The 15,386-nt window shown below is 46.1% G+C and carries 21 protein-coding genes; 2 read left to right on the plus strand and 19 right to left on the minus strand.

Annotation, left to right across the window (positions count from 1 at the left end):
- Positions 1-466: 466 nt before the first annotated feature.
- Both ACQSGY_RS27870 and ACQSGY_RS27875 read right to left on the minus strand, forming a co-directional pair.
- The gene (locus ACQSGY_RS27870) at positions 467-697 is read right to left on the minus strand and encodes a hypothetical protein (protein WP_427181835.1); all 231 of its coding nucleotides are present in this window, start codon (positions 695-697) and stop codon (positions 467-469) included.
- Positions 698-865: 168 nt separating this feature from the next.
- Positions 866-1,483, minus strand: coding sequence for a stage II sporulation protein M (locus ACQSGY_RS27875; RefSeq protein ID WP_427181837.1), 618 nt, complete (start codon positions 1,481-1,483; stop codon positions 866-868).
- A gap of 147 nt (positions 1,484-1,630) precedes the next feature.
- Here ACQSGY_RS27875 and pdaB point away from each other — a divergent pair, with 147 nt between their 5' ends.
- Positions 1,631-2,407, plus strand: a complete 777-nt coding sequence (gene pdaB / locus ACQSGY_RS27880; protein WP_427181839.1) for a polysaccharide deacetylase family sporulation protein PdaB — start codon at positions 1,631-1,633, stop codon at positions 2,405-2,407.
- 107 nt (positions 2,408-2,514) lie between these two features.
- Here pdaB and ACQSGY_RS27885 read toward each other — a convergent pair whose 3' ends face one another.
- The gene (locus ACQSGY_RS27885) at positions 2,515-3,147 is read right to left on the minus strand and encodes a KinB-signaling pathway activation protein (protein WP_216520671.1); all 633 of its coding nucleotides are present in this window, start codon (positions 3,145-3,147) and stop codon (positions 2,515-2,517) included.
- A gap of 125 nt (positions 3,148-3,272) precedes the next feature.
- On the opposite strand from ACQSGY_RS27885, the gene gerD reads away from it, so the two are divergent.
- On the plus strand, positions 3,273-4,025 hold the full coding sequence (gene gerD / locus ACQSGY_RS27890; RefSeq protein WP_427181840.1) for a spore germination lipoprotein GerD: 753 nt from the start codon (positions 3,273-3,275) through the stop codon (positions 4,023-4,025).
- A gap of 102 nt (positions 4,026-4,127) precedes the next feature.
- On the opposite strand, the gene ACQSGY_RS27895 is transcribed toward gerD, so the two are convergent.
- The 16 genes from ACQSGY_RS27895 to ACQSGY_RS27970 all read right to left on the minus strand — a co-directional run bounded on the left by ACQSGY_RS27895 (position 4,128) and on the right by ACQSGY_RS27970 (position 15,343).
- The gene (locus ACQSGY_RS27895) at positions 4,128-5,228 is read right to left on the minus strand and encodes a P-loop NTPase (protein ID WP_427181842.1); all 1,101 of its coding nucleotides are present in this window, start codon (positions 5,226-5,228) and stop codon (positions 4,128-4,130) included.
- Positions 5,229-5,306: 78 nt separating this feature from the next.
- Positions 5,307-6,062, minus strand: a complete 756-nt coding sequence (gene cwlD / locus ACQSGY_RS27900) for an N-acetylmuramoyl-L-alanine amidase CwlD (RefSeq protein ID WP_427181843.1) — start codon at positions 6,060-6,062, stop codon at positions 5,307-5,309.
- 68 nt (positions 6,063-6,130) lie between these two features.
- Positions 6,131-7,300: a sulfate adenylyltransferase gene (sat, locus tag ACQSGY_RS27905; RefSeq protein ID WP_427181845.1), complete on the minus strand. Its 1,170-nt coding sequence runs from the start codon at positions 7,298-7,300 to the stop codon at positions 6,131-6,133.
- Positions 7,301-7,408: 108 nt separating this feature from the next.
- Entirely contained in the window at positions 7,409-8,101 is a 693-nt protein-coding gene (locus ACQSGY_RS27910) for a phosphoadenylyl-sulfate reductase (protein WP_216520680.1), read from the minus strand.
- A gap of 764 nt (positions 8,102-8,865) precedes the next feature.
- Entirely contained in the window at positions 8,866-9,258 is a 393-nt protein-coding gene (gene rpsI / locus ACQSGY_RS27915; RefSeq protein WP_090924661.1) for a 30S ribosomal protein S9, read from the minus strand.
- 19 nt (positions 9,259-9,277) lie between these two features.
- Positions 9,278-9,715, minus strand: coding sequence for a 50S ribosomal protein L13 (gene rplM / locus ACQSGY_RS27920; protein ID WP_024633564.1), 438 nt, complete (start codon positions 9,713-9,715; stop codon positions 9,278-9,280).
- 205 nt (positions 9,716-9,920) lie between these two features.
- Complete coding sequence (gene truA, locus ACQSGY_RS27925) at positions 9,921-10,694, minus strand: tRNA pseudouridine(38-40) synthase TruA (protein WP_184190209.1); 774 nt, start codon at positions 10,692-10,694, stop codon at positions 9,921-9,923.
- A gap of 159 nt (positions 10,695-10,853) precedes the next feature.
- On the minus strand, positions 10,854-11,219 hold the full coding sequence (gene rplQ / locus ACQSGY_RS27930; RefSeq protein ID WP_017692102.1) for a 50S ribosomal protein L17: 366 nt from the start codon (positions 11,217-11,219) through the stop codon (positions 10,854-10,856).
- 34 nt (positions 11,220-11,253) lie between these two features.
- Positions 11,254-12,198, minus strand: coding sequence for a DNA-directed RNA polymerase subunit alpha (locus ACQSGY_RS27935; RefSeq protein WP_024633566.1), 945 nt, complete (start codon positions 12,196-12,198; stop codon positions 11,254-11,256).
- Between the two features lie 136 nt (positions 12,199-12,334).
- Positions 12,335-12,730 carry a 30S ribosomal protein S11 gene (gene rpsK, locus ACQSGY_RS27940; RefSeq protein ID WP_068537278.1) on the minus strand — a complete coding sequence of 132 codons (396 nt, stop codon included), beginning with the start codon at positions 12,728-12,730 and terminating at the stop codon, positions 12,335-12,337.
- 19 nt (positions 12,731-12,749) lie between these two features.
- Positions 12,750-13,118 carry a 30S ribosomal protein S13 gene (gene rpsM / locus ACQSGY_RS27945; protein ID WP_095293406.1) on the minus strand — a complete coding sequence of 123 codons (369 nt, stop codon included), beginning with the start codon at positions 13,116-13,118 and terminating at the stop codon, positions 12,750-12,752.
- A 20-nt stretch (positions 13,119-13,138) separates the two neighbouring features.
- Positions 13,139-13,252, minus strand: coding sequence for a 50S ribosomal protein L36 (rpmJ, locus tag ACQSGY_RS27950; protein ID WP_003333770.1), 114 nt, complete (start codon positions 13,250-13,252; stop codon positions 13,139-13,141).
- Between the two features lie 152 nt (positions 13,253-13,404).
- On the minus strand, positions 13,405-13,620 hold the full coding sequence (infA, locus tag ACQSGY_RS27955) for a translation initiation factor IF-1 (RefSeq protein ID WP_017692098.1): 216 nt from the start codon (positions 13,618-13,620) through the stop codon (positions 13,405-13,407).
- A 3-nt stretch (positions 13,621-13,623) separates the two neighbouring features.
- Positions 13,624-13,932 (minus strand): KOW domain-containing RNA-binding protein, encoded by a 309-nt coding sequence (locus ACQSGY_RS27960; RefSeq protein ID WP_111271033.1) that lies wholly within the window; start codon positions 13,930-13,932, stop codon positions 13,624-13,626.
- Positions 13,933-13,942: 10 nt separating this feature from the next.
- On the minus strand, positions 13,943-14,695 hold the full coding sequence (gene map / locus ACQSGY_RS27965; protein WP_111271032.1) for a type I methionyl aminopeptidase: 753 nt from the start codon (positions 14,693-14,695) through the stop codon (positions 13,943-13,945).
- Between the two features lie 3 nt (positions 14,696-14,698).
- Complete coding sequence (locus tag ACQSGY_RS27970) at positions 14,699-15,343, minus strand: adenylate kinase (RefSeq protein ID WP_111271031.1); 645 nt, start codon at positions 15,341-15,343, stop codon at positions 14,699-14,701.
- Positions 15,344-15,386: the final 43 nt, after the last annotated feature.

Here is a 15,386-nt window from a genome sequence, read left to right on the forward strand (position 1 = left end):
ATCAAACTCTCCAATAAAGTATTGAAAAGAGCGATAAGCTCATTTTGAATCTGACGAGATTAAAAATCTCATTGTTGATCTTGCAAGCAAGATCAGTACTCACTCGTTGTTCAGTTTTCAAAGATCAAACATTCAAATTAATGTGTTGTTTTTCATCTTGTCGTCGTTTCAGCGGCGACTTTTATAATGTATCACATTCACATTATCCTTGCAAGCCTTTTTTTGATAACTTTCAATCCAGATATCAAAACAGCTTGATTTAGTGACCAGCTCCTTAAAAAAGGAACGAAAATTAATTTACCATATCATATTAGAAAGGTCAACCCTATTTCGACAAAAACGCTGATTCTTTTTTGTTTAATGCGAAATATTTCTTTTTACACATGAAATGAATGAGAGGTGTGAGCACTATATGGATTGCCCCACCTCTTATCACTTTGAACTGGTTTATATATTCAGCCTTACTTCACGGCCTGGACTTCTTCAACTTCCCACCTCTTGCATACTTGGATAACTCTTTAGGCGGGGCAAACCGTGCATACATGCGGAATACCGTCTTGTACCGACTCGCGATAGCATGTTTTATCTCCTGGTCAAGACGCTGATCACTCAGATCGAACAGCATTTCATCCAATTCTTTGCGTAATACATAGTCCAGCTCTTTGCATTCCTTCTCGTTAAATAGCATACCCAGCATTAAGAGTTCTCCTTTTTGTGCATATCCTCTATAGTCACACTCGCGTTTTTCAGCAACGGGATTCGTTAAAAAGCGTTTTGATCTCCTGATTGCTGAAACCCGTTTTATTGTTATGGTCAACTTTCTGGGAAATTATGAATGCTGGGTATCATAATTTTCACAAAACATTTATCCTCTTACAAGCGCATAGGTAAGTGTGCTTTCGATAATTGCGGCAATGAAAAGCAGGATGACTACCCAGAAGCTTGCTGTTAACGTCATTTTCACAAACTCCCTCCAACGTGTCCCGATCAACGCTCTCTTCTCTCCCCCTAATTGGGCAAGACTGCTTATCGTTAAACCGCCAAACTTTAATCCAAACGCACATGCGATGATAATTACCGGGATCTCGATAATTCCGTGAGGAAGCAATCCCTTAACAACGATATCGAAAAAACTTGCTCCATTATTCATCGTTGCATGAACGACAAATCCCAGCACCATCCCGTTAATTAGCAAAAATATAATGGGTAAGATGCCGAAGAAAACACCTGCGTAAATGACCAATACACTCTTGATGGCGTTGTTAAAAAAAATAAACAGGAAAAAATTCCATTGCACATTTCCTCCTTGCTCCAACTGTTGACTCACCTGACGTATTCCTTCAATCTGGTTCAGCATCAGCTGCTCTAAGGGTCCTGTACTCACCCATCCAGCCCCGATTCCAACAGCAAACAGTAGGAAGGCCCAGATTAATGCTGTCCTTATTTTGCTCATGTCTCTCATGAATGCGCTGAATTTTAACATAATAACCTCCTGGTTAACGAAATGATGGACAATCAATGATGTAAAACGAATAACTGAGCCGTACGAGCATACATTGAAAAGTAAACAAGCATTTTCCTATCGAAACGAAACAAGCCATTTTTTATTGGGAGAGGGGCGCTTAGCGAAATGAACTCGTTCTATGTATTCAGCGGCAAAAAAATCAAACGTAACCTGATTGTGCTCGTTGCTGCCATCTTTGCAATCGGTATTATCTATCTGGAAAGCGGCAACGTGTCTGTATTTTCGGAGGAAGCACCTTCCGCCGTTTACAGTGTTCCAACCGAAAAGAAGGTGATAGCTCTTACCTTTGATATTAGCTGGGGTGATAAACGGACTGAGCCGATCCTGAAGGTGCTTCAGGAAAATAAAGTGCAGAAGGCCACCTTCTTCCTCTCTTCACCCTGGAGCAAAACCCACCCTGAGATTGTTACCGCCATCAAGGAGGCAGGATATGAGATTGGCAGTCACGGCCACAGACATGAAAATTACAGCAGCTTGACCGAAGAGCAAATACGTAAAGAAATTTCGACAGCTCACAGCATTTTAACCGATTTAACGGGAAAAGAACCGAAATTGCTGCGTCTGCCTAATGGAGACTTTGATAAGCGCGTGCTCCAGGTTGCTAACAGCCTCAACTATCAGGTCGTGCAGTGGGATACTGACTCTATGGATTGGAAAAACCCAGGCGTACAAACGATTGTAGATCGTGTTGTCAGCAAAGCCCATCCGGGTGATATCGTGCTGCTGCATGCCAGCGACTCTTCAAAACAAACGCATGAAGCCCTGCCCGTCATCATTGACAAGTTGAAAAATCAGGGATATGAGTTTGTGACCGTATCCGAATTGCTAAGCCACTCCAGTGTAGAGGGTAAAGAAGTCCGTGACCAAGCCAGCGGACAATAGCGTACGACAAAACAAGTAAAAAATTGAAAAGAGCTAACATGGTTAGCTCTTTTGGTGTTTATTTTTCAAAGATAACGCCTTATCCGTATTGACGCTTCTAGTGTCTCTTATGCCCTGCTCTCCTTCATGGACTTGCCCGCAGGCTCAGCCGATCGCTCTTCTGAATTATCGACCAGTTTGTGCAGAATCAGCATCTGGTATGCATTACATAACAGCAAAGGGACCACAATAAAGATCGTTGCCGCATTGACATCAATACGCAATACACCGATCGTCTCCACAGCAGTAACGGCTATCATAAAAAAGAGCGTGGGTACCAGCGCAGAGATATGTGTTTGCTTTACTTTCACGTAAGCGGTAACAACTGCGGCCGCCAAAATGAGCAGTCCAAGTACGATATCCGAGATGCGCTCCCGCTCACCACCGACAAAGAGACGTAAAAACATAACATCCAGCAGCGCAAGCACAGTAAGCACAATCTGAACAATCTGCCACCCGCGTTTTGGAAATACACCTTTCCCCATATAATTTAATATGAGATATGCAAAGAAACCCATTTGTGAATATACGCTAATCATCACTCCGGAGCCAAACAAAATCAGAAGATACAGCATAAAGTCAGCTATTCCGTTTGTTTTCTCCCCGTTTACCAGCATCATAATCAACCCCGTTGCTAACGCGCCTGCAGCGCCAATCAGCAAGGCTGTCCAAAACAGGAAAAACCATCTACGCAAATTCAAATGTTTTCCACCCCCGAGAGTTTATTTTACCAACCTTCACAGCAAAAAACCATCATTGCTCAACATATTTCCCCCTTTCCCATCACATACTACATCCAGTATCTAATCAAGGAGGGATTGTACACATGAAACGGCCTATATGGCAGCTGTGCTGTATCTTGCTCGGGCTGTCCGTCATGCTTGCCGGCTGCGGTTCAGATCAAAGTTCTTCGCCTCCTCAGGGCAGTTATAAAGAGATGAAAACGATGGTTGTTGATATTTTGAAAAGTGACGAAGGAAAAAAAGCTGTAGAAGAGGCTCTGACGGGTCAAAGCTCTTCTGGTGGGGGTGGCGGCTCAGAAGGAGGCGGAGGATCCGGCGGTGGATCAGGAACAGTCGGGATGAAAATGTTAATGCCTATGCAATCTTCGGAACAAATACGTATTGCCGTAAAAGATACCATCACCTCACCTGAATACCAGAAGGAATTCGAGAAAATTATGACCGATCCGCAATTTGCGGGTGAATTCGCCAAAGCGATCAATGCGCAAAGCAAACAGCTCCATATGCAGCTGATCAAAGACCCCACATATCAGAAATCCATAGCGGACATTATGAAATCACCCGAGGTGTCCAAAATGTTTATGGATATGACCAAAACGCCGGAATATCGCAAACAGACGATGACCGTTATGCAGGAAGTGATGCAGAATCCTCTGTTCCGCATGGAAGTGCTCACTTTGTTGAAAAAAGTTGTACAAGAAGAGCTTCAGCCTAAAACGGAAAGCGGTGGCGGGCAAAAGGGGCAGGAATCCGGTGGTCAGGACGGTGGAGATGGTGGCAGTGGTGATGGAGGCGGTGGCGGGCAAGGAAACTCCGGCGGTGGTGGCAGCTCATAAAATGCACTCTACGGCTTCGCCAAGCCATCCGACAATGCCAATCAAAGATGATAATAAGCCTGCATCCCATCTAAAGGACGCAGGCTTTTGTCTGTATTCTCGTTAAAATTTTGACTCAATGTTACGGGCAACCTCATCATAAATCGCGCCAATGGATGTTTCTGCCTTGTATACGGAAGGAGAGAAATCCGGCTCGGAAGGATGGTTGTCCGGTGCACCCAATGGAATCTGGGCAAGCAAGACGGTATGCAGACTCTCCGCCAACCGCCCACCGCCACCGCGTCCAAAGACATAATCCTTCTCTCCACAGCTGCCACATTCGTAATAAGCCATATTCTCGATAACACCAAGCAGCTCATGTTCCGTCTGAATCGCCATAGCCCCAGCTCGCGCTGCAACAAAGGCTGCTGTAGCATGCGGAGTTGTCACGATGATTTCTTTACTCTGCGGCAGCATCTGATGCACATCAAGAGCTACATCGCCTGTTCCTGGTGGCAAATCCAGCAGCATATAGTCCAGTTCTCCCCATTGAACATCGGTGAAGAACTGACGCAGCATACGGCCGAGCATCGGTCCGCGCCAAATGACAGGGTTATTTTCCCGAATAAAGAACCCCATCGACATGACTTTGACACCAAAACGTTCCACCGGCTGAATGACGCCGTCTTCAACAACCGGGTACTCCTCAATGCCCATCATATCAGGCACACTGAACCCATAAATGTCGGCATCAATGAGGCCAACCTTTTTCCCTTGACGAGCCAAGGCTGCCGCCAGGTTAACGGTAACGGTGGATTTCCCTACCCCGCCTTTACCACTCGCCACAGCAATATAACGAACCCCTGACTCGGGACTTAGCAGCTCATGCCCATCCAGACCTGCTGCATGCCCCTTTACAAGCACTTCATCCTGATCCTGGGCCTGATCGGCTTGTCCTGTGTTCAGACTCTCACGGTCATGCTCAGACGCTGCTCGTGTGCGAACGTGTACATCCTTCACACCATGCTGAGCAAGCAGATTGCGCGCAGCATCTGTTAAAGCGGTTGCATCTTCCGGTCGATTCTCCAGAGTCACCATACTTAATGCCACATGATGCTCTTTCACCATAATGTCACGAATCCATCCCAGCTCCGCCAGGCTTTGTCCAAGCTGCGGTTCCTGCAATGGCTGTAAAATTTCAAGTATCTGTTCTTTGGATAACATCAGACAGCACCTCGGTTTTATCTATTGGCATGTATTAGGTATGCTGTTCCAATTATAGCACTACCTTTCTTCTTATGACTAACTTTTCGGACGTTCTCCTGCGGAATACCTGAGGATCCCGTTATATATGGATGCCGCTACCTTTCGTTGATACGTTTCATCGGCTAGCATACGCGCTTCCTGAGGATGCGACAAAAAGCCAACTTCAACGAGTGCTGACGGAATTTTCAGCGCCTGCAGCAGATAAACGGTATTCACCGTTTTGGCGACCCGGTCTGTGTTTTCCAGATTACGAATCATTTCAGCCTGCAGCAAATTTGCGAGTCCTTCATTATCAGGGTGATTCGGGGTGTAGAACACCTGTGCGCCGCTCCAGCGATTTGAAGGTACACTGTTCATATGAATGCTGATAAACAGATCTGCCTGTTTATCTTCAATGTGCCGTACTCTTTGCTTGAGATCCTCCGTTTTGCGCTTGGAATATCCCCTTGTGCCTTCCTCCGCCAGGTCTTTATCCATCTCACGAGTCATGACGACAAGTGCACCAGCCTGCTGCAGAAAGTCTCTCACATACAGTGCAATAGACAAGTTGATATCCTTCTCGATAATCCCCTGTTTGCTTACAGCACCGCCATCCGGTCCCCCATGTCCTGCATCGATGGCTATTACCTTGCCCGCCAAAGGCAGACTCCAATAACCCGACGTTTTGGCAGAAGGCATCTCATACGAAACAACTGCCACAAACATAGCCAGCAAACACAGACTCAGCATAACCCTCTTCACTGTCTTTAATCTGATCCAGACCACCAGATGTTTCCCCATGTTTTTGCGCATAAAAAAACCACCTCGTCCCTATAAATGACTCTAATCATCTATATGGGACAAGATGGACAAATATACCCTTACGAATGGACTTGCTCTGCCATACCCTCGATCAGCACTTCAGCAACCTCAGGACGAGTGAATTCAGGAGGCGGACACTGACCATCGCGCAGCAGTGCACGTACTTTGGTACCTGACAGCGTCAGATGGTGCTCCTTGCCATGTGGACATGTTTTGCTGGAAGCCATGTTTCCACATTTCGTGCAGAAAAAGCTGTGCTCAAAGAACAGCGGTGTAATTCCGAGTTCTTCAGCTGTAAAGTTAGAGAAGATCTCCTGCGCTTCATAGGTGCCGTAGTAATCACCTACACCCGCATGATCGCGACCTACGATAAAGTGGGTGCAGCCATAATTTTTACGTACCATCGCATGGAAAATCGCTTCCCGTGGTCCAGCATACCGCATCGCCGCCGGGAACACACCCAGAAACGCACGATCCGCAGGGTAATAGTTCTCCAGCAGCACCAGATAACTTTTCATCCGTACATCAGCAGGTACATCATCAGACTTTGTTTCGCCGACCAGCGGATTCAGGAAGAGTGCATCCACGATCTCCATCGCACTTTTCTGAATATACTCATGCGCACGGTGCACAGGATTACGAGTCTGAAAACCAACAACCGTTTTCCAACCCTTCTCCTGAAAAATACTGCGTGTCTCTGCCGGGTCGTAATAGAAGTCTTCGAACTTTGCCGGCTTCGGTCGATTTAATACCTGTATTGGACCTCCTACATAGGTTGCAGGGCGCTCCAGCAGCTTTTTCACACCCGGATGCTCCGGATCATCGGTTTTGAATACACGACGCGCTTCCTCACCCTGATCCACCTGATAGATGCTTTGAACTTCTAGCAGTCCGTATGTCACCCCATCATCTTCACCAACAAGGGATACGGTTTCTCCTTTGCGAAGGGCAGCCGCTTGTTGATCATCAACAGCAAGTGTAATCGGTATGCTCCATACCGTACCATTGGCCAAACGCATCCGGGATACAACCGATTGATAATCCTCCTCGTTCATAAATCCTTCAAGCGGCGAGAAGGCACCTACACCGATCAGGTCGAGGTCGGAAATCGTCCAGGTATTAATGCGCAGTGAAGAAAGGCTCTTGCTATCCTGCAGTAAACGTTCACGTTCTTCTCCTTGTACGACACGCTGCACCAGCGTACCTCCATGAGGCAGAATCGAAGTCATCTTGTCAGCTCCTTATATATGCATTCGTTTATAGTGAGGCCATGCGCTTATATATCCAATGCTGTAGGATACAGAAAACGTCATTTGCGTCATCCTATCCTTGGGTCCTTATTTATGCAGACCGCACTCCGTTTTATCATTGCCAGACCAGCGTCCTGCACGTGGATCTTCACCAGGCATCACCTGACGTGTACAGTACTCGCAACCGATACTTGGATAGTTCTGATCATGCAGCGGGTTATAGATTACGTTATTGGCGCGAATATATTCCCACACATCCTCACTCGTCCAATGTGCAATCGGGTTGAATTTCATCAGGCCAAACTTTGTATCGTACTCAACCTTCTTCGCATTCGCACGTGTTGGAGCCTGATCTCTGCGAATACCTGTAATCCATGCATCATACTGAGAAAGAATACGCGTTAGAGGCTCTACCTTGCGAATGTTGCAACAAGCGTTAGGATCGGATTTCCACAACTCTTCCCCATGCTGGGCAGCCTGTTCTTCTGGTGTAATTTTCGGTGACACTCTCACGAAATCCAGATTGTATTTTTCCTGCATCCGATCACGTGTATCATACGTTTCCTGAAAATGAAAATCAGTATCCAGATAAAAAATATCCGTAGACGGACTGATTTTTTGAAGCATATCTACGAGCACAACATCCTCTGCGCCGAAGCTGCACGCAAAAGTAATGTTCGGGAATGTTTCAATTGCATATCGAATAATATCTTCAGGACTTGCTTGCTCCAGTTCCTCTGCTTTTGTACGAGCCAGTTCTTCCTTTTCCAACAAGTTCATTGTTTCATTTCCCCCATTCATGATCTCAAAACCAGTAAAAGCCGACTAATCTAATATGAATTATGTATAGTATAAATCTTTCACTCGGTATGTCAATGCCTGCCCAGATGGTAAAATACAGCGATTGAAACCTCTAATTAACGGGTAAGATTACATTACTTTTTAGTATCATTTAGGCAACTCCATCATCTTGAGACAAAATCATCTGAAAATGAGATGGTCGATAGCGAATACTCAATAGTTCGCAAGATGGCTTAAACCGTTGCTATTGCTGGATTTCCAAGCTCATCAGTATATTCAAACAAGCCTTACATAAAATCTTAGCACGTAAAAGAAAAGAGGTGCAGTTTCCATTCTCTACCTGAAGATGGATGCGAAGCACGTTTTCAAATGTAAGAGGCCTTTATCATATCCATAAGAAAGACTGATAAGCATGAAGTGATGTATGTCGCTTGTGAAGAAACCTAATGTATTTCTTGTTGTATTGACAGATGTGTGCATTATTTCATCGATGTGCAATTCAATTTACATACGGAGGCTCTTACGCAAGCTCCTACGGACTGACGTTCTGACTGAATTGCTGACTAATGTACAATGTGCACCTGGATGTCTCACTCGAGGTCTATGACCTGACTGAGCTGACCGCTTTAGTAATCAGGACCACCCGTTGCACGGGTGGTCCTGATTTTCGCGCGTTTCACGTACTCAATTGGCTAAAGCCATAAAAAAAGCTCTTGACCGAGGGCCAAGAGCTTTTGAAAATCTTAACGTTTGGAGAACTGAGGTGCGCGACGAGCCGCTTTAAGACCGTATTTTTTACGCTCTTTCATACGTGGGTCACGAGTCAGGAATCCTGCTTTTTTCAGGGATGCACGGTATTCCGGATCTGCTTTAAGCAGAGCGCGAGAGATACCATGACGGATCGCGCCGGCTTGACCGGAGATACCGCCACCATGAGCGATAACCAAAACGTCATAGTTAGTGAGCGTTTCTGTCAAAGTCAGTGGTTGTTTTACGATCAGTTTGAGTGTTTCCAAACCGAAGTATTCATTAATATCACGTTTATTGATGACAATGCGTCCTTCACCCGGTACAAGGCGAACACGTGCTACCGAATGTTTACGACGACCTGTCCCATAGTATTGTACTTGTGCCATGAAACTGTCCTCCTTTTAATTAACCGCGAAGTTCGTAAACTTCTGGTTTTTGTGCTGCGTGTGGATGCTCAGTGCCTCTGTACGCTTTAAGTCTCAGCTTCATTTTCTCGCCCATGCGAGTTTTAGGAAGCATACCGCGAACAGCCAATTCCAACATACGTTCAGGTTTGTTTTTAACCATCTCTTCTGCAGTAGTTACTTTCAAACCACCTGGGTGCATCGAGTGACGGTAGTATTTTTTACCTTGCATTTTTTTACCAGTCAATACAATTTTCTCTGCATTGATGATAACAACGAAATCGCCAGTGTCCACATGTGGAGTGAATTGTGGCTTATGTTTGCCGCGGATCAAAGCAGCTGCTTCGCTCGCCAAACGTCCGAGGGTTTTGCCTTCAGCATCAATGATGTGCCATTGGCGCTCAACTTCGTTAGGCTTCGCCATGTACGTAGTACGCATGAAAAGTTCCTCCTTAAATGTTCAAAATCATCATTTTTCATTTATCTTCATTCGTTAAGTGATAACTTTAGGTGTTGATGGATAGTTGTTGCGATGTGAACATCTTAATTGGGGCTGTGGGAAAGCCATTAAGAAAACACAACTTTTATATTACATGATAGGCGATCAAATCGCAAGTATAAATTAAGCTTTTTACTCACCAAGTTTAATCTTTTTTGTATTCAAGATCCCAGAGCATCAAACCGCAGCTAACCGCAGTAGGTCCTGCGGCAGAACGATTGCATGCAGCAATCATATTCGGCACATCAGAGGCTTTCCGTTTGCCCTCTCCGATCTCCAGCAGCGTTCCTACAATGATCCTTACCATGTGCTGCAAAAAGCCGTTACCACTCACGTAGATGTGAATGACGCCTTGATCGCGCGGATGGTCTCTGCACATTGAACGGTCCACTTCTATCCATGCTTCGTATACCGAACGTACATGATTCTCTTTCTGCGACTTGCGTGAAGCAAAGGAAGTAAAGTCATATGTGCCTATGAAATGACGCAGGCCTTCTTCCATAGCAGCGATGTCCAGCTTGGCATGATGATGATGCTGCAATCTTCGGTTAAACACATCCGGGAATTGATTTGCATTGATCGTGTATCGATAGGTTTTCTTTTTCGCCGCGTAACGAGAATGGAAATCTAGCGGTACCTCAATCGCATCAATAACAACAATATCGGATGGCAGTCTCGAATTGAGTGCAATACACCAGCGTTCCACCGGAATCTGTGAAGCTGTAGGAAAATTGAAGATTTGTCTGCGAGCGTGAACGCCTGCATCCGTTCGGCCTGAACCCGTGATTTTAACGCTCTCACCTGTCAAAGCACGAATGGCATCCTCAAGATGATCCTGGATGGTATTGCCTCCTGGCTGTACTTGAAAGCCGTAGTAGGCCGTTCCATCGTAAGTGACCGTCATACATAAGTTGCGCATATTACCACACCTTTGTTCCATACTATACATAAGCCTATCCCGAACAGCAAAAGAAGCCCCTTACGGAGCTTCATTTACAGCACGAATTCCGAAATGAAGAGAAAAAAAGGGTTGATCCAGAATCGTTAGACTCTGTCCCCTTTCCTCATCTCATCTGTTTTACGCGCGGTCTACCAGTTCCAAGTAAACCATAGGCGCTGCGTCACCACGACGAGGTCCCAGTTTCAGGATACGAGTGTATCCACCTGGACGCTCAGCGTAACGACCGGACAATTCGCTAAACAGTTTTTGGATTGCATCTTGCTCACCATCGATTGTTTCGCGGCGAACGTAAGCTGCCACTTGGCGACGGGCATGAAGATCTCCCTTTTTCGCTTTAGTGATCAGTTTTTCAGCAATAGAGCGAACCTCTTTTGCTTTCGCTTCAGTTGTCTGAATGCGCTCGTATAAGAACAGGTCGGTTACCAGGTCACGGAACAAAGCTTTACGTGCGCTGGAATTACGGCCCAACTTTTGGTATGCCATTGTTTTCCCTCCTTCACTTCAAGCACTCAGCTGTCTATTCTTCTGTACGAAGTCCCAATCCCAGTTCCTCAAGCTTCTCTTGAACTTCTTCCAAAGACTTGCGTCCGAGGTTACGGACTTTCATCATGTCTTCTTCCGTTTTCGTTGTCAGCTCTTGTACGGTATTAATACCAGCACGTTTGAGGCAGTTGTAGGAACGAACAGAGAGATCCAGCTCTTCGATCGTCATTTCGAGTACTTTTTCTTTTTTGTCTTCTTCTTTTTCAACCATGATCTCTGCGTCCTTCGCTTCGTCTGTAAGACCCACGAAGAGCATCAGATGCTCGGTCAAAATTTTAGCGCCGAGGCTCACAGCCTCTTCAGGACGAATACTTCCGTCAGTCCAAACTTCCAACGTGAGCTTGTCATAGTTGGTTACTTGGCCTACACGCGTATTTTCCACAGCGTAGTTTACGCGGCTGATCGGGGTGAAGATGGAATCGACAGGGATGACGCCGATCGGCTGGTCATCGCGTTTATTCCGATCTGCCTGGACGTAGCCGCGACCGCGATTGGCAAAAATACGCATGTGAAGTCTCGAACCTGGTCCAAGCGTAGCAATGTGAAGATCCGGGTTAAGGATTTCAACATCGGAATCAGCACGAATATCTCCAGCCGTGATTGCTCCTTCGCCTTCAGCATCAATCTCGAGCACTTTCTCCTCATCAGAGTGAATTTTGAGCGACAAAGCTTTCAGGTTAAGGATAATCTCTGTAACGTCTTCCATTACGCCAGGAACTGTAGCAAATTCATGCAGAACGCCATCGATTTGAACCGAAGACACTGCCGCACCCGGCAGTGACGAGAGCAGGATTCGGCGAAGCGAGTTTCCAAGCGTCGTACCGTATCCGCGCTCTAGCGGTTCTACTACGAATTTCCCATAGGTGCCATCATCGTTGACGTCTACCGTCTCAATTTTCGGCTTTTCGATTTCTATCACTGCAATACCCCTCCTTCAAAACGTCGGTCCTCTATGAAACATTTACCTTCTCTTGCGAAAACATGTAGTAGTATGCCTAAACAACCATTATTAGCAGATTGTGCCGGAAGTATACCACACGCAGGGGCAAATCTCATTAGACACGACGACGTTTTGGAGGACGGCATCCGTTATGCGGGACTGGAGTTACGTCTTTGATCAGGTTAACTTCAAGACCAGCAGCTTGCAAAGAGCGGATCGCTGCTTCACGGCCTGCGCCTGGTCCTTTAACCATAACCTCAACGGATTTCATCCCATGTTCCATTGCAGCTTTGGCAGCAGTCTCAGCAGCCATTTGTGCAGCAAACGGAGTCGATTTACGGGAACCTCTGAATCCGAGGCCGCCGGAGCTTGCCCACGAAATCGCATTTCCGTGAGGGTCCGTAATAGTAACGATAGTGTTATTGAAAGTGGAGCGGATATGTGCCACGCCAGATTCAATATTTTTACGGTCACGACGTTTAGTACGTACGACTTTTTTCGGTTTAGCCATTTTCTCTTATCCCCCCTTATTATTTCTTCTTGTTCGCTACAGTACGACGAGGACCCTTACGAGTACGAGCATTCGTTTTCGTACGTTGTCCACGAACAGGCAGACCACGACGATGACGAACTCCACGGTAACAACCGATCTCCGTCAAACGTTTAATATTCAAAGAGATTTCACGACGCAGGTCACCTTCTACTTTGACCTCTTTGTCGATACTTTCACGCAATTTGCTGACTTCATCTTCCGTCAAATCACGAACACGAGTGTCCGGATTGATGCCTGTAGAGCTCAGAATTTTCTGGGAAGTCGTTTTACCGATTCCGAAAATATAAGTCAAGGCGATCTCAACGCGCTTATCACGTGGCAAATCCACACCAGCTATACGTGCCATTTTACGCTACACCCCCTTCATTAACCTTGTTTTTGTTTGTGTTTCGGATTTTCACAGATAACCATTACATTCCCTTTGCGGCGAATGACTTTGCATTTTTCGCAAATCGGCTTGACCGAAGGTCTTACCTTCATGTGAATTACCTCCTCAAAGTTCTGCTTAGCAAAACTCTCTTCGTAAGCATTGACCTTGTTCTACTATTGTAAAACCGGCTTCGAAGCTTTCGCAAGTTTTGCCGGGCAAAACCCGCTTCATAAGCTTCACAGTTCATTGCAACTGTCTACTACTATTTACGGTAAGTTATACGACCTTTTGTTAGATCATAAGGCGATAACTGAACAACTACTTTGTCTCCAGTCAGGATACGGATGAAGTGCATCCGCAATTTTCCGGAAACGTGAGCGAGAATTTGATGACCATTCTCAAGCTCAACCTTGAACGTTGCATTCGGTAGCGGTTCAAGAACCGTACCTTCCACTTCAATGACATCTTCCTTGGCCATTAGTCAGTCTCCTTTCTCTTCAGCTTGAATGTTGGTGGATTCCAGAAACGAATGAACCGCATAGCGGAGCTTTCCGTTTGTCACCCGACCACTCTCGTTTAAACTGTTTACAACCTCACTGCTAATCATGGGCTGAAGTTCAAGATGAAGAATGTTCTTCTTCTTGGGTTGGTCAAACTTTCGTTTGTCTCCATCCGCTATATATACGAACCTACTGTCCACTATAGCAACAATTACTGCGGCTTGGTCCGCGTTGCGGCCTTTACGGATCTTCACAAGTTGACCGAGCTGCGGATTCGACTGATTGTTCATGCCTCATCACCTACGCATTCAGTTTTGTGAAAATTTCCATACCCTCAGGTGTAACTGCTACGGTGTGTTCAAAGTGGGCGCATAACGATCCATCAACTGTAACGACAGTCCAGTTATCTTCCAACGTTTTCACATACCGTCTGCCTGCGTTAACCATCGGTTCAATGGCCAGCACCATACCAGCCTTTAACCTTGGACCACGATCAGGAAGACCATAGTTCGGAATTGATGGCTCCTCGTGCAGATCCGCTCCAATGCCGTGACCGACATATTCACGAACGACGGAGAACCCCTCATCTTCGATATATTTCTGAATTGCATGAGATATTGTAAACAAGCGAACGTCTGGTTTTACCAGCGCCAGACCTGCGTATAACGAAGCCTCGGTGACGTCCAGAAGACGACGGGCTTCTTCGGAAATACGGCCGACTGGATAGGTCCAGGCAGAATCTCCATGATACCCCTGGTACTGCGCGCCAATGTCAAACGTAACGATATCGCCCTCGTTCAACTTGCGTTTGCCGGGAAATCCATGTACCAACTCTTCATTTACTGAAGCGCACACACTGGCAGGGAAACCGTTATAACCTTTGAAAGACGGCACAGCTCCTTGACTGCGGATATATTGATCAGCCATATGGTCAAGTTCACCAGTCGTAATACCGGGAGCGATATGCTCTGCCAAGAGACGATGCGTTTCCGCAACAATTCTCCCTGCTTCCCTCATCAAACCCAGTTCCGTTTCGGACTTACCAATGATCATCAATTAACCTCTCAACAAGGACACGATTTCTTTAGAAACTTGATCGATATCCTGTTCTCCGTCGATTTGACGAAGAAGGCCTTTAGTTTCGTAGAACGTGAGGAGTGGTGCTGTTTTGTTGATATATTCGTCCAAACGAGTGCCTACGCTCTCTTCATTATCATCAGAGCGCTGATACAGCTCGCCGCCGCATTTATCACAGATACCTTCCTGCTTCGGTGGATTAAATACGACATGATACGTGGAACCACAGTTTTTACAAATGCGACGACCCGTCAAACGAGCGAGCAATTTGTTGCGATCCACTTTCAGGTTGATGACATGATCAAGACCTGAGTTCAGTCGTGCCAGGATACCATCCAGCGCTTCTGCTTGAGACAGGGTTCTTGGAAATCCATCCAAAAGGAAACCTTCTCTGCAGTCCGCTTGCTGCAAACGTTCTTCAACGATGCCGATGGTTACATCATCTGGTACAAGTAATCCTTGATCCATATATTCCTTGGCTTTCAGGCCAATGGGAGTTCCCTGTTTAATCGCGAGACGAAATGCATCGCCTGTTGAAATATGGGGAATACCGAACTCTTTCACAATGACGTCTGCTTGCGTACCTTTTCCTGCCCCCGGAGGGCCCATGAATAGGATGTTCACGTTATGTCACTCCCTCCAAGACTACCCTACATCAACAAACAGC

This window comes from Paenibacillus sp. TC-CSREp1 (assembly GCF_050171015.1).
Taxonomy (GTDB): domain Bacteria; phylum Bacillota; class Bacilli; order Paenibacillales; family Paenibacillaceae; genus Paenibacillus; species Paenibacillus silvae.